At 62.2% G+C, this 26,421-nt stretch carries 25 protein-coding genes; 10 read left to right on the top strand and 15 right to left on the bottom strand.

All coding sequences use genetic code 11. The annotated features are described in order from the left end of the window. Positions 1 to 6: 6 nt before the first annotated feature. Positions 7 to 342: an antibiotic biosynthesis monooxygenase gene (locus ABEB22_RS04185; protein WP_339114110.1), complete on the bottom strand. Its 336-nt coding sequence runs from the start codon at positions 340 to 342 to the stop codon at positions 7 to 9. 70 nt (positions 343 to 412) lie between these two features. Beyond that, positions 413 to 982: an FMN-dependent NADH-azoreductase gene (locus ABEB22_RS04180; RefSeq protein ID WP_406870900.1), complete on the bottom strand. Its 570-nt coding sequence runs from the start codon at positions 980 to 982 to the stop codon at positions 413 to 415. Positions 983 to 1,096: 114 nt separating this feature from the next. Between ABEB22_RS04180 and ABEB22_RS04175 the strand changes: the two genes are divergently transcribed. Beyond that, a complete protein-coding gene (locus ABEB22_RS04175) occupies positions 1,097 to 1,981 on the top strand; it encodes a LysR family transcriptional regulator (protein ID WP_339114112.1) in 885 nt (294 codons plus the stop codon). 73 nt (positions 1,982 to 2,054) lie between these two features. On the opposite strand, the gene ABEB22_RS04170 is transcribed toward ABEB22_RS04175, so the two are convergent. Genes ABEB22_RS04170 through ABEB22_RS04155 form a run of 4 tightly spaced genes read right to left on the bottom strand, consistent with a single transcriptional unit; the run spans position 2,055 to position 6,937 of the window. After that, the gene (locus ABEB22_RS04170; RefSeq protein ID WP_406870899.1) at positions 2,055 to 3,311 is read right to left on the bottom strand and encodes an OpgC family protein; all 1,257 of its coding nucleotides are present in this window, start codon (positions 3,309 to 3,311) and stop codon (positions 2,055 to 2,057) included. Then, the gene (gene mdoH, locus ABEB22_RS04165; protein WP_406870898.1) at positions 3,304 to 5,085 is read right to left on the bottom strand and encodes a glucans biosynthesis glucosyltransferase MdoH; all 1,782 of its coding nucleotides are present in this window, start codon (positions 5,083 to 5,085) and stop codon (positions 3,304 to 3,306) included. The genes ABEB22_RS04170 and mdoH overlap by 8 nt, the downstream gene beginning before the upstream one ends. 20 nt (positions 5,086 to 5,105) lie before the next feature. Next, positions 5,106 to 5,297 (bottom strand): hypothetical protein, encoded by a 192-nt coding sequence (locus ABEB22_RS04160; RefSeq protein WP_406870897.1) that lies wholly within the window; start codon positions 5,295 to 5,297, stop codon positions 5,106 to 5,108. Continuing rightward, the gene (locus tag ABEB22_RS04155) at positions 5,294 to 6,937 is read right to left on the bottom strand and encodes a glucan biosynthesis protein G (protein ID WP_339114116.1); all 1,644 of its coding nucleotides are present in this window, start codon (positions 6,935 to 6,937) and stop codon (positions 5,294 to 5,296) included. The genes ABEB22_RS04160 and ABEB22_RS04155 overlap by 4 nt, the downstream gene beginning before the upstream one ends. A 406-nt stretch (positions 6,938 to 7,343) precedes the next feature. Here ABEB22_RS04155 and ABEB22_RS04150 point away from each other — a divergent pair, with 406 nt between their 5' ends. The 7 genes from ABEB22_RS04150 (at position 7,344) to ABEB22_RS04120 (ending at position 15,115) form a co-directional block, all read left to right on the top strand. Continuing rightward, positions 7,344 to 10,349 carry a monovalent cation/H+ antiporter subunit A gene (locus ABEB22_RS04150; RefSeq protein ID WP_406870896.1) on the top strand — a complete coding sequence of 1,002 codons (3,006 nt, stop codon included), beginning with the start codon at positions 7,344 to 7,346 and terminating at the stop codon, positions 10,347 to 10,349. Then, complete coding sequence (locus ABEB22_RS04145; protein ID WP_406870895.1) at positions 10,349 to 10,690, top strand: Na+/H+ antiporter subunit C; 342 nt, start codon at positions 10,349 to 10,351, stop codon at positions 10,688 to 10,690. Before ABEB22_RS04150 ends, ABEB22_RS04145 begins: the two co-directional genes overlap by 1 nt. Continuing rightward, complete coding sequence (locus ABEB22_RS04140; protein ID WP_406870894.1) at positions 10,690 to 12,330, top strand: monovalent cation/H+ antiporter subunit D; 1,641 nt, start codon at positions 10,690 to 10,692, stop codon at positions 12,328 to 12,330. Before ABEB22_RS04145 ends, ABEB22_RS04140 begins: the two co-directional genes overlap by 1 nt. A 13-nt stretch (positions 12,331 to 12,343) precedes the next feature. After that, complete coding sequence (locus tag ABEB22_RS04135; RefSeq protein ID WP_339114120.1) at positions 12,344 to 12,835, top strand: Na+/H+ antiporter subunit E; 492 nt, start codon at positions 12,344 to 12,346, stop codon at positions 12,833 to 12,835. Further along, positions 12,832 to 13,101: a K+/H+ antiporter subunit F gene (locus ABEB22_RS04130; protein WP_339114121.1), complete on the top strand. Its 270-nt coding sequence runs from the start codon at positions 12,832 to 12,834 to the stop codon at positions 13,099 to 13,101. Before ABEB22_RS04135 ends, ABEB22_RS04130 begins: the two co-directional genes overlap by 4 nt. An 8-nt stretch (positions 13,102 to 13,109) precedes the next feature. After that, a complete protein-coding gene (locus ABEB22_RS04125; protein ID WP_406870893.1) occupies positions 13,110 to 13,610 on the top strand; it encodes a Na+/H+ antiporter subunit G in 501 nt (166 codons plus the stop codon). Positions 13,611 to 13,687: 77 nt separating this feature from the next. Next, positions 13,688 to 15,115: a sulfotransferase gene (locus ABEB22_RS04120; protein WP_406870892.1), complete on the top strand. Its 1,428-nt coding sequence runs from the start codon at positions 13,688 to 13,690 to the stop codon at positions 15,113 to 15,115. 49 nt (positions 15,116 to 15,164) lie between these two features. Here the strand turns inward: ABEB22_RS04120 and dapA are convergent, their stop codons facing one another. Further along, on the bottom strand, positions 15,165 to 16,037 hold the full coding sequence (gene dapA, locus ABEB22_RS04115; RefSeq protein ID WP_339114124.1) for a 4-hydroxy-tetrahydrodipicolinate synthase: 873 nt from the start codon (positions 16,035 to 16,037) through the stop codon (positions 15,165 to 15,167). A 147-nt stretch (positions 16,038 to 16,184) separates the two neighbouring features. Between dapA and ABEB22_RS04110 the strand changes: the two genes are divergently transcribed. Then, positions 16,185 to 18,149: a transglycosylase SLT domain-containing protein gene (locus ABEB22_RS04110; protein WP_406870891.1), complete on the top strand. Its 1,965-nt coding sequence runs from the start codon at positions 16,185 to 16,187 to the stop codon at positions 18,147 to 18,149. On the opposite strand, the gene ABEB22_RS04105 is transcribed toward ABEB22_RS04110, so the two are convergent. Beyond that, complete coding sequence (locus ABEB22_RS04105) at positions 18,150 to 19,055, bottom strand: DMT family transporter (RefSeq protein ID WP_339114126.1); 906 nt, start codon at positions 19,053 to 19,055, stop codon at positions 18,150 to 18,152. Next, positions 19,055 to 19,738 (bottom strand): tRNA (5-methylaminomethyl-2-thiouridine)(34)-methyltransferase MnmD, encoded by a 684-nt coding sequence (mnmD, locus tag ABEB22_RS04100; protein ID WP_406870890.1) that lies wholly within the window; start codon positions 19,736 to 19,738, stop codon positions 19,055 to 19,057. Before mnmD ends, ABEB22_RS04105 begins: the two co-directional genes overlap by 1 nt. Positions 19,739 to 19,806: 68 nt before the next feature. Between mnmD and ABEB22_RS04095 the strand changes: the two genes are divergently transcribed. Beyond that, entirely contained in the window at positions 19,807 to 20,883 is a 1,077-nt protein-coding gene (locus ABEB22_RS04095) for an NAD(P)/FAD-dependent oxidoreductase (RefSeq protein WP_406870889.1), read from the top strand. Between the two features lie 144 nt (positions 20,884 to 21,027). Here ABEB22_RS04095 and ABEB22_RS04090 read toward each other — a convergent pair whose 3' ends face one another. The 6 genes from ABEB22_RS04090 to ABEB22_RS04065 all read right to left on the bottom strand — a co-directional run bounded on the left by ABEB22_RS04090 (position 21,028) and on the right by ABEB22_RS04065 (position 26,418). Beyond that, positions 21,028 to 21,465 (bottom strand): molybdenum cofactor biosynthesis protein MoaE, encoded by a 438-nt coding sequence (locus ABEB22_RS04090; protein ID WP_406870888.1) that lies wholly within the window; start codon positions 21,463 to 21,465, stop codon positions 21,028 to 21,030. Between the two features lies 1 nt (position 21,466). Next, positions 21,467 to 21,718: a molybdopterin converting factor subunit 1 gene (moaD, locus tag ABEB22_RS04085; RefSeq protein ID WP_339114130.1), complete on the bottom strand. Its 252-nt coding sequence runs from the start codon at positions 21,716 to 21,718 to the stop codon at positions 21,467 to 21,469. Then, a complete protein-coding gene (gene pgsA / locus ABEB22_RS04080; RefSeq protein ID WP_339114131.1) occupies positions 21,715 to 22,338 on the bottom strand; it encodes a CDP-diacylglycerol--glycerol-3-phosphate 3-phosphatidyltransferase in 624 nt (207 codons plus the stop codon). Before pgsA ends, moaD begins: the two co-directional genes overlap by 4 nt. A gap of 41 nt (positions 22,339 to 22,379) precedes the next feature. Continuing rightward, entirely contained in the window at positions 22,380 to 23,402 is a 1,023-nt protein-coding gene (locus ABEB22_RS04075; protein ID WP_406871117.1) for a lysine-2,3-aminomutase-like protein, read from the bottom strand. Between the two features lie 32 nt (positions 23,403 to 23,434). Further along, complete coding sequence (uvrC, locus tag ABEB22_RS04070) at positions 23,435 to 25,303, bottom strand: excinuclease ABC subunit UvrC (protein ID WP_350936489.1); 1,869 nt, start codon at positions 25,301 to 25,303, stop codon at positions 23,435 to 23,437. A 338-nt stretch (positions 25,304 to 25,641) separates the two neighbouring features. Then, entirely contained in the window at positions 25,642 to 26,418 is a 777-nt protein-coding gene (locus ABEB22_RS04065; protein WP_406870887.1) for an SDR family oxidoreductase, read from the bottom strand. Positions 26,419 to 26,421: the final 3 nt, after the last annotated feature.

The raw sequence follows: 26,421 nt of genomic DNA, 5'->3' as shown, positions 1-26,421 counted from the left end.
GGCAGATTAGCGACCCTCAGGGCCCTCATAGTGGCGTTCGACCTGTGCGACCCTGAGCGTGTAATGGTCATACCAGCGGGCTTTGCCAAGCTTCTGTGCCATCAGATGGGTGGAAATCTGTTTCCAGCCCAGCACCGCCTGCGCGTCGCGCCAGTAGCTGACAGTGATGCCATAGCCGCGGCTGTCACGCAGCGACTCGGCCCCGATATAGCCGGGCTGTTTGCTGGCCAGATCCGCCAGAAGCTCGGCCATTTCATGATAGCCCGCGGTTTCCGCCCCCAGTTGCGAGGAAAAGATCACCGCGTGATAGGGCGGGTCGGGCATCGGCGCAAAGGTCGACATGGGCGGTCCTTATAAAAAAGGCCCGCAGCGCGAAGCTACGGGCCTATGATGCACGCTATGCGCGATGGTCTCAGGCGGCAAGGCCTTTGATCTGCTCTTCGGCTTTCGCGAGTGCTTCGGCTTCGCCCATGGCAACGCCCTCGGCGGAGATAAAGGTGACATCGGTCAGGCCGATGAAGGCCAGAACCTGCTTGAGATAGCTCGATGCAAGATCATAACCCGAGCCTTGCGGCACGCCGCCCGAGGCATAGGCCACGAAAACGCGTTTGGGGTTCACCAGACCTTCGGGGCCGGCTTCGGTGTAGCGGAAGGTTTCACCAACGCGGCAGATCATGTCGACCCATGCTTTCAGCGGGCCGGTGACGCCGAAGTTGTAGAGCGGCATGCCGATGACGATCTCGTCGGCGGCCTTGATCTCGGCGATCAGCTCGTCGGAGACTTTCAGCAGCTCTTTTTGCTCGGCCGTGCGGTTTTCGGCGGGGGTATAGGCCGCGCCGAGCCATGCGCCGTCGATCAGCGAAAGGTTGCTGGTGTCACGGGTGACGACATCGCCACCGAGTTTTTCGCAGATCATACCAGTCAGTTTGCGGGTGACGGAGGCGTCGCCCTTGATCGAGCTGTCGATGCGCAGAATGGACATTGGGATCTCCATAAAAGGAAAGGGGGAGGAATTTTTAGTCTGACGCAGGATTGCCCCTTGCCACCTCGAACTCAACTGGCATGATCGCACGAAGTTTGTTCGCGGGTGCACAGCATGAGTTTCGATAACTGGGATGAAATCAGAACGGCCTATCAGGTCGCGCGCGTGGGGACGGTGTCGGGGGCCGCAGAAGTGCTTGGTGTGCACCATGCTACGGTGATCCGCCATGTCGATGCGCTGGAGCACCGGCTGGGCACGAAGCTGTTCCAGCGCCATCCGCGCGGCTATACGCCCACCGAGGCCGGTCACCAGCTTCTGGCGGTAGGGCAGGCCACAGAAGACCAGTTCAGCCAGCTGGCCGCACGGATTGCGGGGGCGGGCGAGGAGGTCTCGGGCGAGTTGATCGTGACTTCGGTGCCCACGATTTCCACCCTGATTCTCCCCGCGCTCGAGCAGATGCTGGTGGATCATCCCAAATTGCAGCTGCGCTATCTGACCGACCAGCGCGTCTTCCGTCTGGAATATGGCGAGGCGCATGTGGCCATCCGTGCGGGCAACCGCCCGACCGAGCCCGATAACGTTGTCCAGCAGCTCTGCGCCAACCGCACGGGGCTCTATGCGGGCAAGAGCTATATCGAGCGTTTCGGAATGCCGACCGAGGATACGCTTGATCAGCACCGTTTCATCGGCCCTGAACAGCGCGACAGCCGTGCGCCTTTCTGGCGCTGGATGTCGAATGCGGTGCCCGATGAATGTGTGGTGTTCCGTGCCAATGACCACGAGAGCCAGTTGGCTGCGGTGCGTCAGGGGCTTGGTCTGGGCTTTGTGCCCTATAACGAGGGCTGTTCCGATAGCCGGATGGTCGAGGTTCTGCCGCCGCGCCCCGAATGGGAATCGGCTCTGTGGCTGGTAACCCATGTCGATTTGCACCGCACGGCAAAGGTGCAGGCGGTTCTCAAAGTGTTGAAAGATCTGATCGGCAGCCCACGTCCGATGTGACTCCGCTTGACAGGATCTGCCAAGGGAAAAGGCCACGGATCGCTCCGTGGCCTTTCTGCTTTAGCATTTCGCGTCAGTATTCGGCGCGGCGCGGGATCTCGGGCTGGACGACCGGAATGGTCGAGGGCAGCGAGAGCCGCGGCAGCGACAGGGCAGGGCCACTGGGACGGAGATCGCCCTGGGTCTCCTCGCGCGCGGCAGGGGCCTCGCGCTTGGCGGGTTTGCGGCGCATCCATTCCGAGACCCAGGCGATGGCGTAAAGCAGGCCCAGCCCGCCCAGCACCAGAACGCTATCTTGCACGAAGCCGCCCGGATGCACGACCTTGACCGCCTGTGCAAAGATCGCCAGCACGGTCCCGAAGGCAAAGATCTTCAGCCCGTTACGGCCCAGCAGGCGCAACGGCGCAGCCGCCTTCGATGCAGCGATCTGCGGCACGAGGAACGGCATCGACAGGATATAGGCCAGTGCCAGCACATGCAGCAGACGCGGCAATGACAGGAAGGTCTTGTCGAAGGTCACGAGGAAGAAGGGCACGCCATGGTCCTTCAGACTGCCAAGCGCGGGGCCGAGATTTTGCAGCATCCAGGTGTTGTTGACCCAGATCGCCGAGAAGACGAGCCAGAGAGCCGCGGTGATGACCACTGGCTTATGGACACCTAGAAACCGTTTGCCACTCCGCATCGCCGTGCCGGTCAGGATGCCGATACAGAAGATCAGCTGCCAAGAGAGCGGATTGAAGAACCAGCCGCCCTCATAGGGGAAGTTGGGGAAGTTCAGGCGGAACATGCCCGCGCTTGCCCAGACCACCAGCGAGATCGCCAGAAGTTTCAACGGCGCAGTTTGCGACAGTCGGATCATAAACGGGGCCGCGATCATCAGCACCGCATACATCGGCAGGATGTTCACATAGCCCAACTGGTGCGTCAGGGAGGCCAGACCGATGAGCCATTGCAGCGGCTGCTCGGCTAGTGGTCCGAAAGCGTTCATTTCCAGCAGCTTGTCACCGCCGAAGAACAATGCGCCACCCGCGAAGATCGCGATGACCCAGAAGGTGATCACCAGATGGGTCATATAGAGCGTCCACGACCGGCCCCAGATCTTGCCGAAGCTCTGGCGGTTGAACCCCTCGGCCAGCTTCGGACCATAGGCCAGAGCGGCAGCAAGGCCGGACATGAAGACGAAGCCCTCGGCGGCATCGGAATGACCGAAATTGCGCGAGGTGAAATTCTCGTAGATCTGGTGGGGGATGTGATTAACGAAGATCATCGCCAGAGCGATGCCGCGGAAGAAATCCAGCCGCGGATCGCGCGCGGACCGAGTTTCAGGCATGTTGTTGTTCCTCTATGGCCGAGGCCTCCGGTTCAGCCGACCAATTGTTGAGAATCCGGTCATGCAGCTCCATGATCGGGGCGGCATGATATTCTGTAGGGGTGCCGAAGAGATTCCCCTTGGCTGTACGCGAGGTCACAGAGATGACGAAGGGCGCCAGAATCATCGGGATGCCAACAGGCGAAAGCCACCAGAACAGCCCCGGTGCATACATGAAAATCGCGCACATTCCAAGCGCGCCGATAAGCACAATCCACCACGATGCCTTGAGCCCGTCGCGCAAGCCCAGCGTGCCGTCGCCACGGTTGTTGGTGGGCCAGCCACCATCCGCACCGAAGATCACTTGCAGCACCGAGCGGGTCGAGAACATCAAGAGGATCGGGGCATTGACCGAGCTGATCAGCAGCTCGCAGACGGTGCCGGCAAGCGCGTTGAACCCGCCCCCGAAACCGCGCGAGGTTCCGTCGGCCCATGAGCGCAGCGCGATCAACAGTTTCGGCAGCAGCAGAAGGCCGATGATCCCGATGAACAGACCGATCGCTTTCGACGCCTCCGAAGGCGGGAAATAGGGGAAGGGCCAGTTGGGCTCGGGGAAGTAGTTGGGCGGAGCGACAAAGGCCATCGCGCCGACCGAGGCAAGGATGAAGGCCAGCCAGAACAACGGCGAGATATAGGCCATGATCCCTTGCGCGAAGACGAAACGCGACCACATCCGCAGGTCGGGCGCGTTGATGATACGCGTATGCTGGAGGTTGCCCTGACACCAGCGGCGGTCGCGTTTGGCGTGATCTACGATATTCTCGGGGCCTTCCTCGAAAGAGCCCTCGAGATCGTCATCCAGACGGACGGTCCAGCCGCCACGCGCCAGCAGCGCAGCCTCGACATAGTCATGGCTCATGACATGGCCACCAAAGGGGGGCTTGCCACGCAGGGTCGGCAGACCGCAGCACTCGGCAAAGGCACGGGTGCGCACCATCGCGTTATGGCCCCAGAACGGACCGGTGCGCCCCTGCATCATCGCAAGGCCGCGCGCGAATACGGGCGAGAAGAAGGCGGCGGAAAACTGCATCGCACGCCCGAAATAGGAGCGGGCACGGATGACCTTTGGCAGGGTCTGCAACAGGCCCAGCCGTGGATCGGCTTCCATTCGGCGGGCCATCTGCAGGATAGTTTCGCCTTCCATCAGGCTGTCGGCATCAAGGATCAGAGCGAAGTCATAGGCACCGCCCGAACGGGTGATGAAATCCTCGATATTGCCGGCTTTCTTGCCGGTGTTGTTTTCGCGGCGGCGGTAATAATACCGCCCCATTCCCTTACGTTCCTTGACGAGTTTGGCAAAGAGGAGTTCCTCGCGGCGCGCGGTCAGATCGTTACGGGTGTCGGAGAGAATGGCAAAATGCACTTCGGCCGAAGTGCCTGCCTTTGTCTGGGCGTCCTGCAGGGAGGCATCCATCGCGGCGAGGCGGGTAAAGGTATAGAGCGGGTCCTCGTTATAGACCGGCATCAGAACGACCGTGCGCCCCTTGATCGGGGCGCTCGGGTCATATTCGGGCGCTTTGGCGCGGGTGGTCAGCCCGATCAGGGCCTGAACGGCCCCCCAAGCCAGCCAGAGCGTGGAAATCAGGATGAGAACGGCACGAACGACGTCGAACGCGTCCAGACCGTCGGCCGAGCCGAACTGGAGGAACAGAACGAAGGCACCGCCGCCCGCCACGAGGCTCAGTGCAATGGCAATGCTGCGCAAAGCCCAGAGGAACAGGCGTCCAACGGTCATCTCGATTTCCTATCTAGCGATCAGCCGCGATGCGCGCGCATCGGCTGCGGCAGAAGGGCCAGCAGCGCCTGCCAGATGCCCGCGCCTTCGCGTTCGAGCACCTGCACCGGCATTGCCATCGGCGCATCGGGAAGGGCGCAGGGGCCCATGATCAGGTCCTGCGGTTCAGTCTTCACGGCGTCCACCGCCGCGGGGGAGGTATTTACGGTCATGCTTTGATCCATTGGTAGGCCCATGTTTCAGATTGCTTGGAACCATAACCCTCAAGGTAGGCGGTAAGTTCCACTGTGGAGCCTTCTTCGGCTTCTACATCCATCACGAGGCGCCAAATGTCATGGCCAGGGATCTTGGAGAAGCTCTGGTTGGTGATAGACCCTCCGCTGATCGTGTTGACGACTTTCAGGTCCTCAACCTTCTCGGACGGAAGATTCGCGATACGCCCGCCTGTGAAGTCCACAACGAACTTCCGGGTCTTATCGTTGCTGCCCGCAACCCCGCCGGCACCGGCGAAGGTTTCCTTTACATGTGCGATGTCCTCGTTCGGATCAAGGGGCAGATCGCCCCAGCTGAGCCGATAGGAGAATTCCCGCTCCTGTCCCGCTTTGGCGCCATCCTTGGGCACCCAGAACGCGACGATATTGTCATTGGCCTCCGCCTCCGACGGAATCTCCACCAGACGGACCATGCCATCACCCCAATCGCTTGTGGGCTCGACCTTCAGGGAGGGGCGACGCTCGTAGCGGGCCCAAGCATCCTGATACTGTTCGAACTCGCGGTCGCGCTGGTAGAGGCCGAAGCTTTTCGGCGCGGTCTCGCTGAAATAGCTCGAGGCAAGCCGGTCGGGATTGGCCAGCGGACGCCAGACGCGCTCGCCATTGGCTTTCACGATCATCAGCCCGTCGCTGTCATGCACCTGCGGACGGAAATCGTCGAACCGGTCGCGCGAACGGTCGGCATAGAGGAACATCGAGGTCAGCGGGGCCACACCGAGCTGCTGCACATCCTTGCGCAGGAACAGCCGCGCGGTGACCTCCATCACGGTCGCATCGCCGGGCGTGATCACGAAACGGTAGGCACCGGTCAGCGAGGCGCTGTCCATCGCGGCGTAGACGGTCACGGTCCGCGCGTTTTCGGCAGGGCGTTCCACCCAGAAGCGGCGGAAGCGCGGGAATTCTTCTGCGACCGACAGGCCGGTATTGACGGCGAGGCCGCGGGCCGACAGGCCGTATTGCGAATTGCGCCCGAGCGCGCGGAAATAGGAGGCGCCCTGGAAGGCCACCAACTCATCGAGCACATCGGGACGGTTGAGCGGATAATGCAGCCGGAAGCCAGCAACCCCGGGAAGTGGGGCATGTTCAGGCACAATCTCGCGGGCTTTACGCTCGTAGATGAAATCATCCGTCGAGAAGGTCATTGCCTGCGCCTGACCGTCCTTGATCTCGTAGATCAGTACCGGCTCGCGGAAGAGCCAGCCCATATGGAAGGCCTGAAGCGTGAATTGCGGGTGGTCGCCATCGGCAAAACGCGCGTGCTCTGGATTGAAGCGGATCATGCGATAAGCGTCATAGTCCAGTTCCGAGAGGAACCCGTCCACCTTCTGGGGGGCTACGGCATCCTGCTTGGCCGCCTCGCGCATCTCGATGGTCAGACTGTCGAAGCTGAAGGGCTTGGTCTCGGCGGCGGGGGGCAGTTCGGGCTGCGGGGCCTGCGTCTCTGCGGGGGCCTGCGTAGCCTCCTGTGCCCAGAGCGGACGACCGGCCAATACCCCACCCAGCATCGTGCCAGCGGCAAGATGGGCCATCACCTGACGGCGGTTCGGAGAACGATGTGCGGGCTTGCCGGTTTTAATCATGTATTATCCAGTAATCTCAGGAAGTTCCCTAGGATGCGAACCTCTTACGCCGAGGCATACTCTTGAACCAATATGATGTGCAATAGAGGTTGATATTCAATGTGCAGAACAGCAAAGCACTGTGCTTTGTTCCGCATAATTGCGCTTGTTTCTGTAGGGGTGTGGCGAAAACCCGCCCAAAACTCGGGCGAAACCGAGGGGTTTTCTTGTTAACCACGTCATAAAGGTTAATTTCTGTCGGTTTCTGCGAATGACACCCTCGTGAGAGGCCCGTGTTCGATTCGCCCCGCTTGCCCTTGACATGAGGGGGTGGAATTCGCAGTTAAAGGTAACCTGATCAGTCACGTTGCCGGTCGTTCCACGCGCAGGCAGGCCGTGCGCGAAGCCTTGAACGGACCGGAGAGCAATGTCACCAGCCTTAATTGCCGTCTTGCCATTTCTGGGGGCGCTGCTTCCCGGCGTCTTGATCCGCACCGGAAGAAATACCACAGCGATATCGGTTGCAATCTGCTCCGGCCTTGCGCTTCTGGGGCTGCTTTTGCATTTGCCGGAGGTCATGGCGGGCGAGGTGGTCCGCACGAAGATCGACTGGATGCCGTGGCTCGGCCTCAATGTCGAATTCATGATCGACGGGCTGGGAATGCTTTTTGCCACGCTGATCCTCGGGATCGGGCTGCTGGTGATCCTTTACGCACGCTATTATCTGTCCTCGAAAGATCCGGCGGGCCAGTTCTACACCTATCTGATGCTCTTTCAGGGCGCGATGGTGGGTATCGTTCTGTCCGACAACATCCTGCTTCTGTTGATCTTCTGGGAACTGACCTCGCTGTCCTCCTTCCTGCTGATCGGCTATTGGAAGCACCTCCCCGAAGGGCGTCAGGGCGCGCGTATGGCGCTGACCGTCACGGGGGCAGGCGGGCTTGCAATGATCGCGGGGATGATGCTGCTGGGCCATATCGCGGGCAGTTACACGATCTCGGATATCCTTGCGGCGAAAGACGCGATCCAGTCCTCCGATCTCTATCTTCCGGCGCTGATCCTGATCCTTTTGGGGGCGTTCACGAAATCGGCGCAGTTCCCGTTCCATTTCTGGTTGCCGCATGCGATGGCTGCGCCCACGCCGGTGTCGTCCTACCTGCACTCGGCCACGATGGTGAAAGCCGGTCTCTTCCTGATGGCGCGGCTCTGGCCGGTGCTCTCGGGGACGCCGGAATGGTTCTACATTGTGGTGACGGTCGGGCTGGTCACAATGCTGATTGCCGCCAAGATCGCGATCTTCAAGGATGATATGAAGGGGCTTCTGGCCTATTCGACCATCTCGCATCTGGGGTTAATCACCTTCTGCTTCGGGCTTGGCACGCAGGCGGGTGTGATCGCCGGTGTCTTCCACATCATTAACCACGCGACCTTCAAGGCCGCGCTCTTCATGACGGCGGGTATCGTCGACCACGAGGCCCATACCCGCGATCTCAAGCGCCTTGGTGGCTTGCGCAAGCTGATGCCGGTGACCTTCACCATCGGCACCATCGCGACGCTCTCGATGGCGGGCATCCCGTTATTCAACGGCTTCCTGTCGAAGGAGCTGATGCTCTACGAGGCGGCCAAGACCCCGTGGCTGGGCAATGAGTGGCTGATCCCCGTGCTGGCCACCATCGCGGCGCTCCTGTCGGCGGCCTATTCCTTCCGCTTCATCTGGCACGGCTTCATGGGTCCGGTGCGCGACGACTATCCGCACAAACCCCATGACCCGGGCTTCGGCATGTGGGCAAGCCCTGCTTTCCTCGCCTGCCTTGTGCTGCTGATCGGCTGCTTCCCCTTCCTGATGGATCCGTTCGTGGCGATGGTCTCGGAGGCCGTGATCGGCGCGCCGCTCGACGAGCATCTGCATCTGGCGATCTGGCACGGGGTGAATGCGGCGCTGATCATGTCGGTCATCGCGGTGATCGGCGGCATCATCGTGCTATCGGCCTTCAAACCGCTGCGGGCGATCTGGGACGCGGTTCCGCGCCCCGATGCCAAGGCGATGTTCGACTGGGGCATGGTGCGCTGTGCCTGCGCTGCGCGGATTTTCACCTCGGGCCTGCATAACGGCTCGATGGCGCGCTATCTGCTGATCTTCTCGGCGGCGGCGCTGGCGATCGGCTTCTGGGCATGGACCACGGGCAGCCAAGGGCCGCAGACCCGCGAGATGCTGCCCGTCAGCCCCGTGGCGCTGGTCGGTTGGATCATGCTGGTCACCGCGACCATCTGTGTCGCGGCCTTCCACCGCAACCGCTTCCTCGCGCTCGTTCTGGTGGGGATCGTGGGGCTGATCGTGTCGATCTGCTTCATCTATCTCTCGGCACCCGATCTGGCGCTGACCCAGATCTCGGTCGAGGTGGTCACCGCCGTGCTGATGCTCTTGGCGCTCAATTTCCTGCCCAAGGTCACAGCGGCCGAAACCAGCAATCTCAAGCGCCATTTCGACAAGATCTTCTCGGTGATCGTGGGGCTTGGCACAGGCTCTCTGATCTATGCGCTGATGATGCGCGATTTCGCCTTCCCCTCGATGTCGGAATACCATCTGGCCAATAGCTATAACCTCGCGGGCGGCGATAACGTGGTGAACGTGATCCTCGTCGATTTCCGTGGCTATGATACCTATGGCGAGGTCACCGTGTTGGGGATCGCGGCGCTGGTGATCTTTGCGTTGACCGAGGCGCTCCTGAACGGCACCGGCTCGCGCAAGCTGATCGCATGGCGCCCCGATATGCTGCGCGCAGGCGACAAGCACCCGATGATGATGCTGATCGCCACCCGTGTGATGATGCCCATCGCGCTGGTCTTCGGCCTGTTCATCTTCCTGCGCGGGCATAACCTGCCGGGCGGAGGCTTTATCGCCGGCCTGATCGTCGCGATCGCGCTGGTGATGCAATATATCTCCTCGGGCTTTGCATGGACGCAGGCGCGGCAGAAGATCTATTACCACCAGCTGATCGGGCTGGGCGTGCTGGCCGCAGGGATCACCGGCGTGGGCGCATGGTTCAACGGGATGCCCTTCCTGACCTCCGATTTCGGCTATTTTAAACTGCCGTTCCTCGACAAGTTCGAGCTGGCGACCGCTATGGGCTTCGACCTCGGCGTGTTCTTGGGCGTGGTGGGCTCGGTGCTTCTGGCCCTTGGCGGGCTCTCGCGTCTGGCGCGGCGTGCCGCCCTGCCGACCGAGGAACGTGCGGCCCATATCCTGGCCGAACGCCCCGAGGCACGCACCGTGGCCGAGGTCGGTATCGAGAACTTCCCTGAAGGATCGGTCGTGCCGCGGCGCTGGCTGGAACGGCGCGAGGATGGCAGTTTCGAGGAGCGTCACCTGATGGAGCGCGCGACCGATAGGCCTAATCAAAACGGGCCCAACAAGAATGAGGGAGACCACTGATGGAAGCCTTGGTTGCAAGCGCAATCGGCGTGATGACGGCGGCGGGGATCTACCTGATCCTGCGGCTCAGGGTCTTTCCGGTGGTTCTGGGCATGACGATGCTGTCTTATGCCGTGAACGTCTTCCTCTTTGCGACGGGGCGTCTGGCGGTGAATATGCCGCCGATCCTGCAGGAGGGCGTCTCGAGCTATACCGACCCGATTCCGCAGGCCCTCGTGCTGACCGCTATCGTGATCAGCTTCGGGATGACCTCGGTGACGGTGATGCTGGCGCTTGGCGCCTTCATCGAGGCGGGCGATGACTATATCGACCTCGATGACGATAAGGAAAAACAAGACTGATGCTGGGCTTCTTTGATCAACTCGTTATCGCGCCCGTGGTGCTGCCGGCCTTTCTGGCACCCCTGATCGTCTTGTGGATGCGGTTCGACCGCACAGCCCAGCGGGTGTTCTCCATCGTGGGGATGCTGGCGCTGGTCGCGATCTCCCTCACGCTGATGGTGCGCGCCTCCTCGGGCGTGCCGGAGGTCTACCGCCTTGGCGCATGGGAGGCCCCATTCGGGATCGTCCTCGTGCTCGACCAGCTCTCGGCGCTGATGCTGGTGCTGACCTCGGTGCTGGGGCTGGCGATCGCGCTCTATGCCATCGGCTCGGGCTGGGACAAGCGCGGCTGGCACTTCCATTCGCTGCTGCAGTTCCAGATGATGGGCATCAACGGTGCCTTCCTGACAGGCGATGCCTTCAACCTTTTCGTCTTCTTCGAAGTGCTCTTGATTGCCTCCTACGGGTTGATGATCCACGCGGGCGGGCGTGACCGGCTGAAGGCCGGCGTGCAATATGTGGTCTATAACCTTGCCGGTTCCACGCTCTTCCTGTTCGCGCTCGGCACGATCTATGCCACGACCGGCACGCTGAACATGGCCGATCTGGCGCAGAAAGTGGCCCAGATGCCCGTGGGCGAGGCGGCGTTGCTGCGCGTGGGCGCGGCACTGATGATCCTCGTCTTCGCTGTCAAGGGCGCTATCGTCCCCTTCCAGTTCTGGCTTCCCGGCACCTATTCCAATGCTCCGGGTCCAGTGGCTGCGCTCTTCGCGATCATGACCAAGGTCGGGATCTATGCGATCATCCGGATCTATACGCTGGTCTTTACCCCCGATAGCGCTGTGGGATCGCTGGCCCATGATGTGCTGCTGCCTGCGGCGGCGCTGACGCTGATCATCGGGATGGTGGGCATTTTCGGCGCGCGCGATCTGGGGCGCCTCGTGGCCTTCTCGGTGATCGGCTCTGTCGGCACGATGCTGTTGGCCTTTGCGCAATTCACGCCAGAGGGCACGGCGGCAGGGCTCTACTATATGGTCCATTCGACGCTGGTGGCGGCGGCGCTGTTCCTTGTGGCCGATATGGTCAGGGAACGCCGCGCCATCGGCCTGAAGTTGATCCCGCAGCCGGTGATCGCGCAGAACGGTCTGCTGGCCGCGATGTTCTTCATGGCCGCGATCGGGATGGCCGGTATGCCGCCGCTTTCGGGCTTCCTCGGCAAGCTGATGATCCTGCATGCGACCTTCGGGCAATGGTGGATCTGGGCGGCGATCCTGATCACCTCGCTGATCGCAATCGTGGGCTTCTCGCGGGCGGGTTCGACCGTGTTCTGGAAATGCTATGCGACCCCGGACAGCAAGGACGAGACCCCGCCGCGTCTGGGCGTCGAGGATGCCAGCTCGCCCGCATTGGCTTTTGTGGCCACGGGGGGGCTGCTGGCGGGGCTGGTTGCGTGGACTGTCTTCGCGGGGCCTGCCACGACCTATGTTCAGGGCATGTCCTCGCAGCTCTATAATCGCGAAAACTATATCTCCGCAGTGATGGACGGGGCCTATCAGCGCGCCGAAGAGGCGGCGGAGGCCGGTGCCCATCCGCATGGCGATGACCATGATGTGCAAGACAGTGCCTATGAGCCCGATCACACCGTGATCGACGGCCATTGAGGAGGGGTAGACCATGATTAGACGCATCCTTCCGCATCCGCATCTGACCGTTCTTCTGACGGTGGTGTGGCTCCTGCTGGCCAATGCCTATACGCTCAACTCGCTGGTCTTCGGCATTATCGTCGGGATCGTGATCCCTTGGGTCACCGCGCCCTACTGGCCCGACCGGCCCGTCGTGCGCAATATTCCGAAGATGATCGAATATGCGCTGATCGTGCTATGGGATATCGTGGTCTCGAATATCTCGGTCGCCAAGATCATCCTGTTCAAGCGCAATGCCGATCTGAAGCCGGTCTGGATCTCGATCCCGCTCGACCTTCACACGCCAGAGGCGATCACCGTTTTCGCCGGCACGATCACCATGACACCGGGCACGGTTGCGGCGGAGCTGTCGGCCGATGGTCATTCGCTTCTTGTCCATTGCCTGCATGAAACCGACCCAGAGGGCGCACGCGACGGTATGAAATCCCGCTATGAGGCCCGCCTGAAGGAGATCTTCGAATGATCACCTATGCTCTGATCTTCGCCATCGGCTGCTATGCGCTGGCGCTTCTGTTCAACCTCTATCGCGTGGTGAAATCGCCGGGCGTGACAGACCGTATTCTGGCGCTCGATACGATGGCGGTGAATGCAATCGGACTGTTTGTCTGTTTCGGGATCTGGGAAGGCACCGCGATCTTCTTCGAGGCCTCTATCCTTTATGCCATGGTGGGCTTCGTCTCGACGGTGGCCTATGCCAAATTCCTTCTCCGCGGCGATCTGATCGAGTGAGGTAAGATATGGAACTGTTTTGGGAAATTCTTGTCTCGGCGCTTCTGGTCATCGGTGGCTTCTTCGGGCTTGTGGGCTCGTTCGGGCTGGTGAAACTGCCCGATGCCATGACGCGGCTTCATGCGCCCACGATGACGGCGACGCTCGGGGTGGGGGCCTGCCTGATCGCATCGATGGTGTGGTTCGGTGCGGAAAAGGGCGAGCTGTCCCTGCACGAGCTGATGATCACGCTCTTCCTCTTCATGACCGCGCCGATCACCGCGCATTTCCTGTCCAAGGCGATCATGCTGCGCAACATTCCGCGCGAGACCTTGCCCAAACCCACCGAGGGCGACTGGGCGGTCTACACGCCCCTGTCCGATACGGCGGCGCATGAGCTGGATGAAGCTGTGGAGATCGAAAAGGAGCGCGCCGAGAAGGCGCGTAAGAAGGCCATTCTCGAGGACGAATACGAGGGTGAGGTCGACGGAACCGATCCGGTGGACGAGGGCAAAGACAACCAGAAGTGATTCATATTAAATAAAGATCGGTGTGATCATTATAGAGGGCAGGCCGATGGTCTGCCCTTGATTTTTGGACGATAACGATGGACACACCCGATCTCTTTTATGATGAGGATGTCTCCCTCGCGAAAGCGGTTCTCGATGGAGATCATCGGGCCGCCTTACAGCGCATAGAGACACTCTGGTCGCAGAAGGGACCAAGTCCAGATCTGATGTTACAGGCGATCCGCAGCAGCTGGGCGCTTGGTCAGGATGTACAGGCCCGTAAGCTGGCGCAGGAAGGGGTGACCCTCTGGGCGGATCGCGCTCCGCTATGGGGGATCTACGCCGCGATCCTGACGGCATTCGGCGCTGTGGACGAGGCGGTTGCCGCCTATGACCGTGCCCTGTTCTATGCACCGGAGGATGTCCGCCTGTTATCCGGGCGCAACCGGTTGCGCCGTTTTCCCAGCTCCGGCCGCGAGGCACGTCGTCTCGAGGCCACCTGCGAGGACGAGAGCACCAGCACGCGTCTGCGGGTGAGCGCCGAATTCGCGCTTGCCGCGATCGAGGATGCCGAAGGGCAGTATGACCGTGCCTTTGCCCATTACAGCCGCGGCAATGCGCTCAAGATGCGCGGCTATGATCCGCTGGTGACCGAACAGCGTCTGGCCGACCAGCTGGAATTCTGTCCCGATCTGGCCGATCTGGCGGGGGCGCCGCCCGCGCAGGGGCCGCGTATGGTCTTTATCGGTGGTCTGCCGCGCTCGGGCACGACCCTGACAGAACAGATCCTCCTGCGCCATGATCAGGTCTCTACATTGGGCGAGGCGCCCGATTTCCGGCTTGCGATACTGGATCTGATGCGGTCCGAGCAGGCCAACGGCCGGCTCGTTGCGGATTACTGGAAGTGGTTCGGCGTGCCGGGACAACCGCTGGTCCGAAATCTGGAGGCGCTCTATCGCCAGCGGATCACCGAGCGGCGGGTCGAGACGCCGGTCCTGCTGTCCAAGACGCCGCTCGATCTGTCCCATGCGGGGCTGTTGCGGGCCATGCTTCCCGAGGCGCGGTTTATCGCGCTGGACCGGCATCCGCTGGATCTGGGGCTGTCTTTGTTCATGACCGATTTTGCCAATGGTCACGGATTCAGCGAACGGTTGGACTGGATCGCTCATATGATCCAGCTCACCGACCAGTCGATGCGGGACTATGCGCAGAAGCTGGGGCCTGTGTTCCGCATTCAGTCACTGCAGGCGCTGATCGATTATCCCGAGCAGCAGATCCCACAACTTCTGGATCATATCGGTCTGCAGATGCAGAGCGCCTGCTTCGACCCGAAAGCCGCGGCAGGGGCCGTGCGCACGGCCTCCGATTTGCGGGTGCGGCGCGGGATCAATCGTGATGGTGTAGCGCGCTGGCGCCATTACGAGGCCCATCTCCAGCCCTTGATCGAGGCATTGGGGCGGGACTGGATCGCCGAGTGGGAAGAGCGTGATGCTCAAGCCGCGCCCCGCCTGAACAAGGCCTCCTAACGAAAAAAGGCGCCCCGGGGGGCGCCTTCGATGCCGTTCCGTGCGAGGTTCAGAGAAGCCCTGCGAATTCCATCGCCTCGTCGATACGGGCCTTGACGCCATCGCTCAGGCCGACCAGCGGCAGGCGCACCTCGTCCGAGCACAGCCCCAGACGCGACATTGCGTATTTCGCGCCGCAGACGCCCGGTTCGAGGAAGATGGCGATATGCAGTGGCATCAGCTTGTCGGAGATCTCGAGCGCGCGGGCCCAGTCACCGGCCAGTGTGGCGTTCTGGAACTCGGAGCAGAGCTTCGGGGCCACGTTTGCGGTGACCGAGATGCAGCCGACGCCGCCCATCGCGTTGAAGCCGAGCGCCGTGCCATCCTCGCCCGACAGCTGCAGGAAGTCCTTGCCGCAGGTGATGCGTTGCTTGGCCACGCGCATCAGATCGCCAGTGGCATCCTTCACGCCGACGATCCGCGGCAGCTTGGCCAGTTCGCCCATGGTTTCCGGCGTCATATCCACAACCGAGCGGCCGGGGATGTTGTAGATGATGATCGGAATATTCGAGGCATCATGCATCGCGGTGAAATGCGCGATCATACCGGCCTGAGTGGGCTTGTTGTAATAGGGCGTCACGACCAGCGCGCCATCGGCGCCTGCGGCCTGCGCGTGCTGGATCAGCTCGATCCCCTCGCGGGTGTAATTGGAGCCGGCACCGGCGATGATCTTCATGCGCCCTGCGGCAACCTTCACGACCTCGGCCACGACGGTGTTATGCTCGGCATGACTGAGCGTGGGCGACTCGCCGGTGGTGCCTACGGGCACCAGACCGTGACTGCCCTGATCGGCATGCCAGTCGACGATCTTCTTGAGCGCGTCCAGATCCAGCTCGCCGTCCTTGAACGGCGTGATGAGGGCGGGGTAGGACCCTTTGAACATGACACGCTCCTTTGCAGTGTTGGGTATCCGAACGGAATCGTCGGGTTAAAATCGGGCGGACATTATGCGAGCTTGGCGCTCTTGCCAACTTGTGAATTGCACTGGCCTGTCACTATGGCACACAAGAGGCCAAGCAAAGAGGATCCCATGCATCGAAAGACCCTTCTCGCCAGCCTGATCGTTCTGACATTCGGGGCGGTTTGCGCCCTGCCGGACGTTGTGCATGCCGAAGACGCTCCTCGAGATGCTGGCGAGGCATTGGCGCAGGCGCTCGAACTGGCCGACCGGAAGGACTGGCCGGCAGCACAGGATGCGGCGCGCCATTCGGGCATGGTGGGCTTTGATCTGATCGAATGGGAGCGGCTGCGCGCGGGCGAGGGCAGCTTCCGCGACTATGCCGATTTCTCGGCCCGCAGACCCGACTGGCCGGGTATGCCGCTGCTGCGTCGCAAGGGCGAGGACAAGCTCGAGGGTGTGAGCCCCGATCAGGTGATCTCCTATTTCGCGCAGCACAAGCCGCAGACGGGCACGGGATCGCTGGCGCTGATCGCGGCCTATCAAGCCAGGGGCGAGAGCACATCCGCCGCGACCGAAGCCGAGAGGGCATGGCGCCATCTGGATCTGAGCGCGGACGAACAGCAGGCCTTTCTGGAGCGCTATGGTGTGTTGGTCGCGCCCTCGAATGGCGGGCGGATGCAGGCGATGCTGGACCGGGGTGATCTGACACAGGCGCGGCGGATGCTGGATCTGGTGCCGCCCGGCACCAAGGCCGTGGCCGAGGCCCGTATAGCACTGCAGGCGCGGCGCGACGGGGTGGACGGGCTCGTTGATGCGGTGCCAGACTATATGATGCATTCCTACGGGCTTGCGCGGGATCGTGCGGTCTGGCGCTGGCGCAAGAGCCTTGAGGACGGGGCGGCGGAGCTGATCCTCGGCTGGTCGTCCTCGGCCAAGAAACTGGGCGACCCCGAGATGTGGGCCGATGTGCGCAAACGGATGGCGCGTTGGGACATGCGGCGGGGGGATTTCCACCGCGCCTATCGCGAGGCCGCCAATCACCATCTGAAACCCGGCGGGTCGGATTATGCCGAGCTGGAGTTTCTGGCGGGGTTTGCGGCGCTGAAGCTTGATGATGCCCCCACGGCGCTGCGCCACTTCCAGGCACTCTCGGCGGCGGTGGGCAGCCCGATCTCGCAATCGCGGGCCGATTACTGGCGGGGGCGCGCGCTTGAGGCATTGGGGCGCAAGACCGAGGCCGATCAGGCCTATGGGGCGGCGGCGCGCTACCAGACAGCCTATTACGGGCTGCTGGCCTCGGAGAAGATCGGCAAGCCTCTGGACCGCGCTCTGGTGCAGCCCGATCCGCTGCCGGACTGGCGTGCGGGGGGCTATGACCAAAGCTCGGTGTTTCAGGCAGCACTTCTGTTGCATGCGGCAGGAGATCAGCCGTTGGCCGAGCGGTTCGTGCTGCAATATGAGGAGAATATCGACGATAGCCGCATTCCGGGGCTGGTTGATCTGGCACTCGAATGGCGCGACCCGCATCTGGCGCTGCAACTTTCCAAACGTGCCGCTCTTAACGGGACCATTCTGGTGGCGGGCTATTTTCCGATCCCCGAGCTGAGAACCCATGATCTGGCCGTGCCCGAAGAGCTTGCCCTGTCGATCGCGCGGCGCGAGAGCGAGTTCGACCATACGGTCGTGTCTTATGTGGGGGCACGGGGCCTGATGCAGCTGATGCCCGGCACCGCCAAGATGATGGCCGCAAAGCTAGGGGTAGACTACCGCCCCGATGATCTGACGAGGGATGTCACCTATAATATCCAGCTGGGGTCGGAATACCTCAAAGGGCTGCGCGACGATTTCGGCAATTCGCCCCTGCTGGTGGCGGCGGGCTATAATGCGGGGCCGGGTCGGTCGCGGCAATGGATCGAGGAGATGGGCGATCCGCGCGCGCCGGGCACGGATGTCGTCGACTGGGTCGAGATGATCCCGTTCGACGAGACGCGCAACTATGTCATGCGCGTCTCCGAAAGCCTGCCGATCTATCGTGCGCGGTTGGGCGAACCTCCCGTGCCCTTCACGCAGGAGCTACGCGGTGACGGCCCCTGATCAGGGCTTCACCGTGGGCGCGGGCGGCACGGGGTCGATGTTTTTCTGCGCCTGCCGCCAGAGCGTGAACAGCCCCGCCAGCACCACGAAGCAGGCGCCGATGGCCACATTGGTGCGCAGCACATCGCCAAAGACCGCCATGCCGATCATCGCGCCCCAGACGAGCTGAAGATAGCTGAAGGGCTGGATGGCCGAGGCCTCGGCCATCTCGTAGGCGCGGATCATCAGGGCATGGCCCAGAACGCCGGTGACACAGAGGATGGCCATCCAGATCCAGTCGGGGCCGGACATCGGTTGCCAAAACCACATGCCGACGACGGTGGAAATGATCGCCCCGCCGACGGCAGTCCAGAAGATCGAGGTGTTGCTATCGTCCTTGTCGGCGACCTTGCGGGTCAGGAGCCCGTAGACCGCAAACATCACTGCGCACAGGAAGGGGAAGGTCGCCGCCGGCGAGAAGACATTCCCCGAGGGTTTGAGGATGATCAGCACGCCGACAAAGCCGATGCCGATCGCGGTCCATCGCCGCCAGCCAACCTTCTCGCCCAGCACGGGGCCGGAAAGGGCCGCCACGATCAGCGGATAGCAGATGAACACGGCATGGGTCTCGATCAGGCCCAGCATCACGAAGGCCGCGATCATCACATAGATTTCGAGCACGAGGAAAATCGCACGGATCGCCTGCATCCACGGGTGATGGGCGCGGATGGCGCGCGCCAGCCCGCCCTGCTTGCGCCCCGCAAGCCAGATCGCAAAAAGCGCAAAGAACCAGAAGCGGATCATCACGACCATATAGGTGTTGTAGGTGTCGGCCAGATGGCGCGAGATCGCATCCTGCGCCGCAAAGACGATCGTCACGATGATGATCAGGATCGCCCCGAGTTTGTTATTGTTCTGGACGGCCATCACGCGGATTCCTTCGGGACGAGCTGTCCGCGTGACATATGACGTTTATTGCCGAAGCCCGAGACGCGCTCGACCTCGAACCCTGCAGCTTTCAGCGCGCGGCGCACGAAACCTGCGGCGGTATAGGTGGCGAAGGTGCCGCCCTGTGCCGTATGGCGGCCCACTTCGGCCATCAGATCCTCGCCCCAGAGTTCGGGGTTCTTGGCGGGCGAGAACCCGTCGAGATACCACGCGTCGGCGCGGCCCTCCCATCGCGGCAGAGCCTCGCGGGCATCCTCCATGAGGATCCGCACCTGGATTTTGCCCAAGGTGAACTCGGTCTGCCCCTTCCCCCAGGCCTCGATCAGCGGATCGGCAATGGCGCGGGCCTCGGGGAAGGCCTCGAGCGCGCGGCCCATCTCGGCGGCGGACATCGGAAATGCCTCGAAGCTGGTATAGTGCAGCGCCGCATCGGGGCAGGCCAGCGCCGTGGCCAGCAGGTTCAGCCCCGTGCCGAAGCCCAGTTCGGCAATCCGGAAGCCATCTTTCGCCCGCGCAGGCAGATCATTGCCGCGCAAAAAGACATGGCGGGTTTCCTCAAGCCCGTTTCCGAGCGAGAAATAGGGATCATCGAAGCGCGAGGACACAGGAATGGCCTCGTCGCGCCATGTCAGGTCAGCTTCACTCTGGTCAGTGCGGGTCATGCGGGGTAGGGCCTTGGATCAACAGGGCGCCGGACGCCCGAGCGGGACAATGCAGAAAGGCAAAGGCAATGACAAGCGGGCTTAGGGTCAATCCGGTCAGCCATGTCGGCGATCAGGTCACGGTGCGGGGCGCGGGGGTCTTCGGGCTTGCCTGCGCCTTCGAAATGGCGCGACGTGGCGCGCGGGTGCGGGTAATCGATATCCATGGCGTCGGGGCCGGTGCCTCGGGCGGCACGGTGGGGGCGCTTGCACCCCATGTGCCCGAGAACTGGAATCCCAAGAAGCAGTTCCAGTTGGAAAGCCTGCTGATGGCGGACGCGTTCTGGTCCGATGCCGCGCGGATCGGTGGCGGGGATGCGGGCTATGCCAGGATCGGCCGCCTGCAGCCGCTGGCCGACGAGGCTCAGATCGTCCGCGCCAGAGAACGCGGCGAGAACGCGAAGACGCTGTGGCAGGGGAAGGCGGTCTGGGAGGTGGTGCCAATGCGGGAGTTCGGCCCCCTCGGCTTTGAAAGCCCCAGCGGATATGTGGTGCATGATAGCCTCAGCGCCCGCGCCTGCCCGAGGGCTGCAGGCGATGCACTGGCACGGGCGATTATTGCTCTCGGCGGTGAGGTCCTCATCGGTGAGGCCGAAGAGACAGGCCCCGTGCTGCATGCAACGGGCGCGGCAGGACTGCAGGATCTGGGCCTGCAACTGGGCAAGAACGTCGGCGCAGGGATAAAAGGTCAGGCGGCGGTCTTTGCCTTCGACGCTGGTGACATGCCGCAAATCTATGCCGAAAGTCTGCATATCATCCCGCATTCCAATGGAACGGTGGCAATTGGATCGACCTCCGAGCGCGCGTATGACAACCCCCAGAGGACGGACGATCAGCTGGAGGCGCTCATCGCCAGAACCCGCCAGATCTGCCCCGAACTGGCCGGAGCCGAAGTCGTGGACCGCTGGGCAGGGCTACGCCCCCGCGCCAAAAGCCGTGCGCCGATGCTGGGCGCTTGGCCTGACCGTGCAGGGCATTTCATTGCCAATGGCGGGTTCAAGATCGGCTTCGGCATGGCGCCCAAAGTCGCGCAGGTGATGGCCGATCTGATCCTCGAGAACAGGACGCAGATCCCTCAGGGCTTCCATGTCGAGGATAATCTCTGAGGAACGCGGAGGGGCTTTGCCCCTCTTCGGCTTCGCCGAATTCACCCCAGGATATTTATGGACGCTGGGAGTAGCGGTTTTCCAGCGTCCATAAATATCCCGGGGGAGGCGGGCCTTGGCCCGACGGGGGCAGAGCCCCCTCTTCTACCAGCGATCTAGGGCGACCTCGTCGCTCTGTTTCGCGGCGACCCATTCGCTCCGATCGGCGAAATGCTCTTTTTTCCAGAAGGGCGCGCGGGATTTCAGGAAATCCATCAGATAGTCGGCCGCCTCGAAAGCGGCCTTGCGATGGGGACTGGCGGTGGCCACCATCATGATCTCGTCGCCCGGTTCCAGCCGGCCAATCCGGTGGATGATGGTCACATTGGTCAGCGCCCAGCGGGTCTGCGCGTCTTCGGCGATCTTGATTAAAGCGCGTTCGGTCATGCCGGGATAATGTTCCAGTTCCAGTGCCTGTAACGTGCCGGTGTCGTCGCGCACGATCCCTGTGAAGCTGACCACGGCACCCGCACGGCCGCCATGGCCGAACCCTTTCAGCTCTGCGCCCAGATCGAACGGGGCCTCCTGCACCAGAACGCGCATGTCACCCTCCTGTCATCGGCGGAAAGAAGGCAATTTCGCGAGTCTCGCCAAGAGGTGTGTCGAAATCGGAGAGTTCTTGATCGAGCGCCACACGCAGCGCCGTCAGATCGGCCAGGGCAGCGGCATGATAGTCGCTGCGGGTGCGCAGCTCCTCGACCAGTTCCGCCGCAGTCTGCGCCTCTGTCTCTACGGTTTCGCGGGCCGCGCCGATCCGTTCGCGCACCCATGCGAAATAGACCAGTTCGCGCTTCATTTCGGGCCTCTCAGATAGGGTAGTGCCTTGCGGAAATAGTCCCAGCCGGTGATCGCTGTCAGGATGGCCGCGATCCAGATCAGCACGATCCCTGCATGGGTGGCCAGATCGGCGGGCGTCAGGCCGGTGGGCAGGTCGCCCTCGCCCACGCGCGGCGGGCGGCCCGTTTCGACATAGGTCAGCCCTGTGCCGAGGAAGAGGATGGCGATTGCCACCATTTGCGCCGTGGTTTTCCATTTGGCGAGTCTGGTCACTTTCAGCTTGCCGGAATCGGTACCGAGGAACTCGCGCAGCCCTGCCACGAATGTCTCGCGGAAGAGGATGACCGTCACCGGCAGGATGAGCCATGGGTTCATCCCCGAATACCCCGTGAGGATCACCAGCGCGATCACCACCATCGCCTTATCGGCGATGGGGTCCAGCATCGCGCCGAATTTGCTCTCTTGGCCCCAGGAGCGGGCCAGATAGCCGTCGAACCAGTCAGTGATCGCCGCGACGATGAATAGCGCAAGGGCCAGAAAATCCGCCCAGGGGCGGCTGAAATACAAAAACATCACCGCAACACCGGGGGCGGCAACGAGCCTCAATACAGTGAGGATATTGGGAAGGGTCCACGTCATGGGGGCAAGTTAACCGCGTCGTTCAGGAAGGGGAAGGGGCTTCACCTTTTGGGGTCAAGATAGTCGTGAATCCGGCCTTGCCAATCGGTGACTTTCCAATGGCCCGAGGATTGTTGCGTAAAATACTCGGCCGAGACGGGCACTTTGCCAAAGCCGCCCGGAATATCGAGCACATAGGTGGGCAGGCAATGACCCGAAATCCGCCCGCGCAGGGCGCGCATCAGGGCGCGGCCCTCATCGATCGTAGTGCGGAAATGCGAGGTGCCGCGGGCCAGATCGCAGTGATGCAGGTAATAGGGCTTCACCCGCAGGGCCGAGAGCGTGGTGAAGAGGTCGGCCAGCGCCTGCGTGCTGTCATTGACCCCGCGCAGAAGAACCGATTGCGAGATCACTGGGATGCCCGCATCGACAAGCCGTGCAAGGGCTGCGCGGGCATTGGGGGTCAGCTCGGCGGCGTGGTTGGTATGCAGCACCATCCACGGCGTAAGGCGCAGGCTGGCCAGCAGCTGTGTCAGCTCGGGGGTGATACGCTCGGGGGCCACGACCGGCACGCGGGTGTGGAAGCGGACCATCGCGAGATGCGGGATGGCATCGAGCCGCGTCAGCATATCGCGCAGACGGCGCGGCGACAGGGTCAGCGGGTCGCCCCCTGTCAACACCACCTCGCGCAGGGTAGGGGTGGCGGCGATATAATCGAGCGCGGCATCCAGTTGGGCAGGTGGCAGCGGGCCGGTCTCGCCCACGGTCTCGCGACGGAAGCAGAAACGGCAATAGACATCGCAGGTCTTGGTGATGTGCAAGATCACGCGGTCGGGATAGCGATGGGTCAGTCCTTTGACCGGCGAATGCGCCTGATCGCCGATCGGGTCGGCCAGTTCTTCGGGAAGAGTGGTGAGTTCGGCGGCTGTCGGCACGAATTGCGCGGCAATCGCCTGATCGTCCATCTGCATCTCGGGCGTGATGCGGATACGGAACTCCTGTGCGACCCGCGCCAGTAGGGCAGGGTCTTCGGTACTCAGTCCGGCGGCGGCCAGATCATCGGGGGTGGTCAGCGCGTGGGTCATGGGCTGCGCGCTACGCCCCGGCGGCCAATCGGTCAACCCTTCTCGTTGAAGAAGTTGTAGACGGTCTCGGCGGTGGCCTCGGAAATGCCCGGAACCTCCATCAGGTCGGTCAGCCCTGCGCGGCTGACCGCCTTGGCCGAGCCGAAATGCGTCAGCAACGCCCGTTTGCGGGTCGCGCCGATGCCCGGGATTTCATCCAGCGGATTGGCGAGATTGGCCTTGGCGCGTTTGGCGCGATGGGTGCCGATGGCCCAGCGGTGGGCCTCGTCGCGCAGGCGCTGGATGTAATAGAGCACCGGATCCTGCCGCGGCAGCGCCATGACGGGGCGGCCCGTGCGGTAGAATTCCTCCTTGCCCTGATCGCGGTCGATCCCCTTGGCCACGCCGACCATCGGCACATCGGCCACGCCCAGATCATCCATGATCTCCTGCACCGCCGAGACCTGCCCCGCGCCGCCATCGATCAGCAGTAGGTCGGGCCAGGCGTCGGTCTTGCGCTCGGGGTCTTCCTTCAGAAGGCGCTGGAAGCGCCGCGTCAGCACCTCTTTCATCATGCCGAAGTCATCGCCCGGAGTGACCTCGGTATCCTTGATGTTATATTTGCGATACTGGCTTTTGAGGAACCCTTCCGGCCCCGCCACGATCATGCCGCCCACGGCATGGGCGCCCTGAATATGGGAGTTGTCATAGACCTCGATCCGCTCGGGGATCTTGGGCAGGGCAAAGGCCTCGGCCACGCCCTTCAGCAGTTTCGCCTGTGCTTGGCTTTCCGACATCTTCCGGCCAAGGCTCTCGCGGGCATTGCGATGGGCGTTCTCCACCAACTCGGCCTTCTCGCCGCGCTTGGGGACCAGAATCTCGACTTTGCGCTCAGCCTTTTGGGAGAGCGCCTCCGTCATCAGGTCCTCATCCTCGATCGGATGCGACAGCAGGATCTGTTTGGGCGGTGGACGGTTGTCGTAGAATTGCGCCAGAAACGCCTCCAGCACCTCTGCCTCATCGGCACCCGAGCCCGTCTTGGGGTAGAAATCGTGATTGCCCCAGCTTTGATTGGCACGGATGAAGAAGACCTGCACGCAGGCCTGCCCGCCTTCCATATGCAGCGCCACCACATCCGCCTCGGCCACGCCGCGCGGGTTGATGCCCTGCGATTGCTGCACATTGGTTAGCGCCTTGATCCGGTCGCGCAACGCGGCGGCACGCTCGAACTCCATATCCTCGGAGGCAGCCTGCATCTGCTCGGCCAGCTCGCGCTGGATCGAGGTGGTTTTACCCTCGAGGAAGCGCTTGGCATCCTCCACGAGCTGGGCGTAATCGGCTTCGGAGATCTTGCCGACACAGGGCGCCGCGCAGCGTTTGATCTGGTATTGCAGGCAGGGCCGCGTGCGCCCCGAGAACTGGCTGTCCGAGCAGTTGCGCAGCAAAAACACCCGTTCGAGATGGTTGAGCGTGCGGTTCACCGCCCCCGCAGAGGCGAAGGGGCCGAAATAATAGCCCTTCTGTTTGCGCGCCCCGCGATGCTTGGTGATCATCGGGAAAGGATGGTCGGTGGGGATCAGGATATTGGGGAAGCTCTTGTCGTCGCGCAGGAGCACGTTGTAGCGGGGCTTGAGCTGCTTGATGAGGTTCTGTTCCAGAAGCAGCGCCTCGGTCTCGGTGCGCGTGGTCAGGAACATCATGAAGCGCGTTTCCGAGATCATCCGCGCGATCCGTGCCGAATGACCCGAATGGCGCGCATAATTCGACACGCGCGCCTTCAGGTTGCGGGCCTTGCCGACATAGAGCACCTCGTTCTGGGCATTCAGCATCCGGTAAACGCCGGGCGATGAGTCCAGACGTTTCACATAATCGGCGATCAGATCATGGCCGCGCAACGGGGCAGGCTGTGCATTGTCGTTCAAGGTAACCTCGTTCCGGTTGTCCTAAGGGGAGTTAATCATTCACCCCCGATTTTTTAACCATCCGATTCTATTGATCTCTTCGCTCCCCTTTCGGGAAAAGCAAGAGTGGAGACTTTCCACGACTCTTGTGGATAAGCTTGTAGATATCCGCGGGGAAAGCACGAATTTGCCTTGTAACACTGGCATGTCATTGCTTTGCCCGTTTTTTGTGCATTTTTGTAGCCGTTTGAATCCAAAGGAAAAATAATTTTACTGCTGTAACAGGCTGAAAAGATTAGGACTTTGGTAACCGTTTGCAGGCGCGGCTCTGGCGAATATTAACGCGGTTTTGCGCGTGATTATTCCGTTCCCAATATGTCCGGCGTCTGCCAGCCCAGATGTTGTCCGCCATCGGTGCAGATCAGCTGTCCGGTGACCGATTTGGCGTCCATCAGATAGGTGAGTGCCGCGCAGATATCCTCGGGGTCGGAGCCGCGTTCGAGGATGGTGGACTGGCGCTGTTTGGTGAAATGCTCGAGCGTCTGGCGCCCGCCCTGCAGCGTCGGCCCCGGTCCGATAGCATTCACGCGGATATCGGGGGCAAGCCCCATGGCCGCCGTGCGGGTCAGTGCCCAGAGCCCCATCTTGGCCAGCGTATAGGTCGAGAATTCCGGCGTCAGCTTGCGCACCCGCTGGTCGATCATATTGATCACCATCGCCTGCGCACGCGGCTCGCCCGCGCTGCGATCCGCCTTGGGGGCCTGTTCGGCAAAGGCCTGCGTCAGCACATAGGGCGCGCGCAGATTGGATTCCATATGCCGGTCCCAGCTCGTGCGGGTGGCCGTGTGGATATTGTCATATTCGAACACGGAGGCATTGTTGACCAGCAGATCGATCGGGGCACCGAGCGCCTTTGTCGCCGCAGGCAGCAGCGGCACCACCTGAGCCTCGTCCAGGAGATCGGCCTGCAGGGTGACCGCGCGCACGCCATGGGCGCGGCAGGCCCGAGCCGTGTCCTCGGCTTCGGCTTCCGAGCCGTGGTAATGGATGGCCACGTTGCAGCCACGGGCTGCCAAAGTCAAAGCCATCGCGCGGCCCAGACGTCTGGCTCCGCCGGTGATCAGGGCATTGTGCATGGT

This window comes from Thioclava sp. 'Guangxiensis', from assembly GCF_045348365.1.
GTDB lineage: Bacteria > Pseudomonadota > Alphaproteobacteria > Rhodobacterales > Rhodobacteraceae > Thioclava > Thioclava kandeliae.
This window is presented reverse-complemented; position numbering and strand designations above follow the sequence as displayed.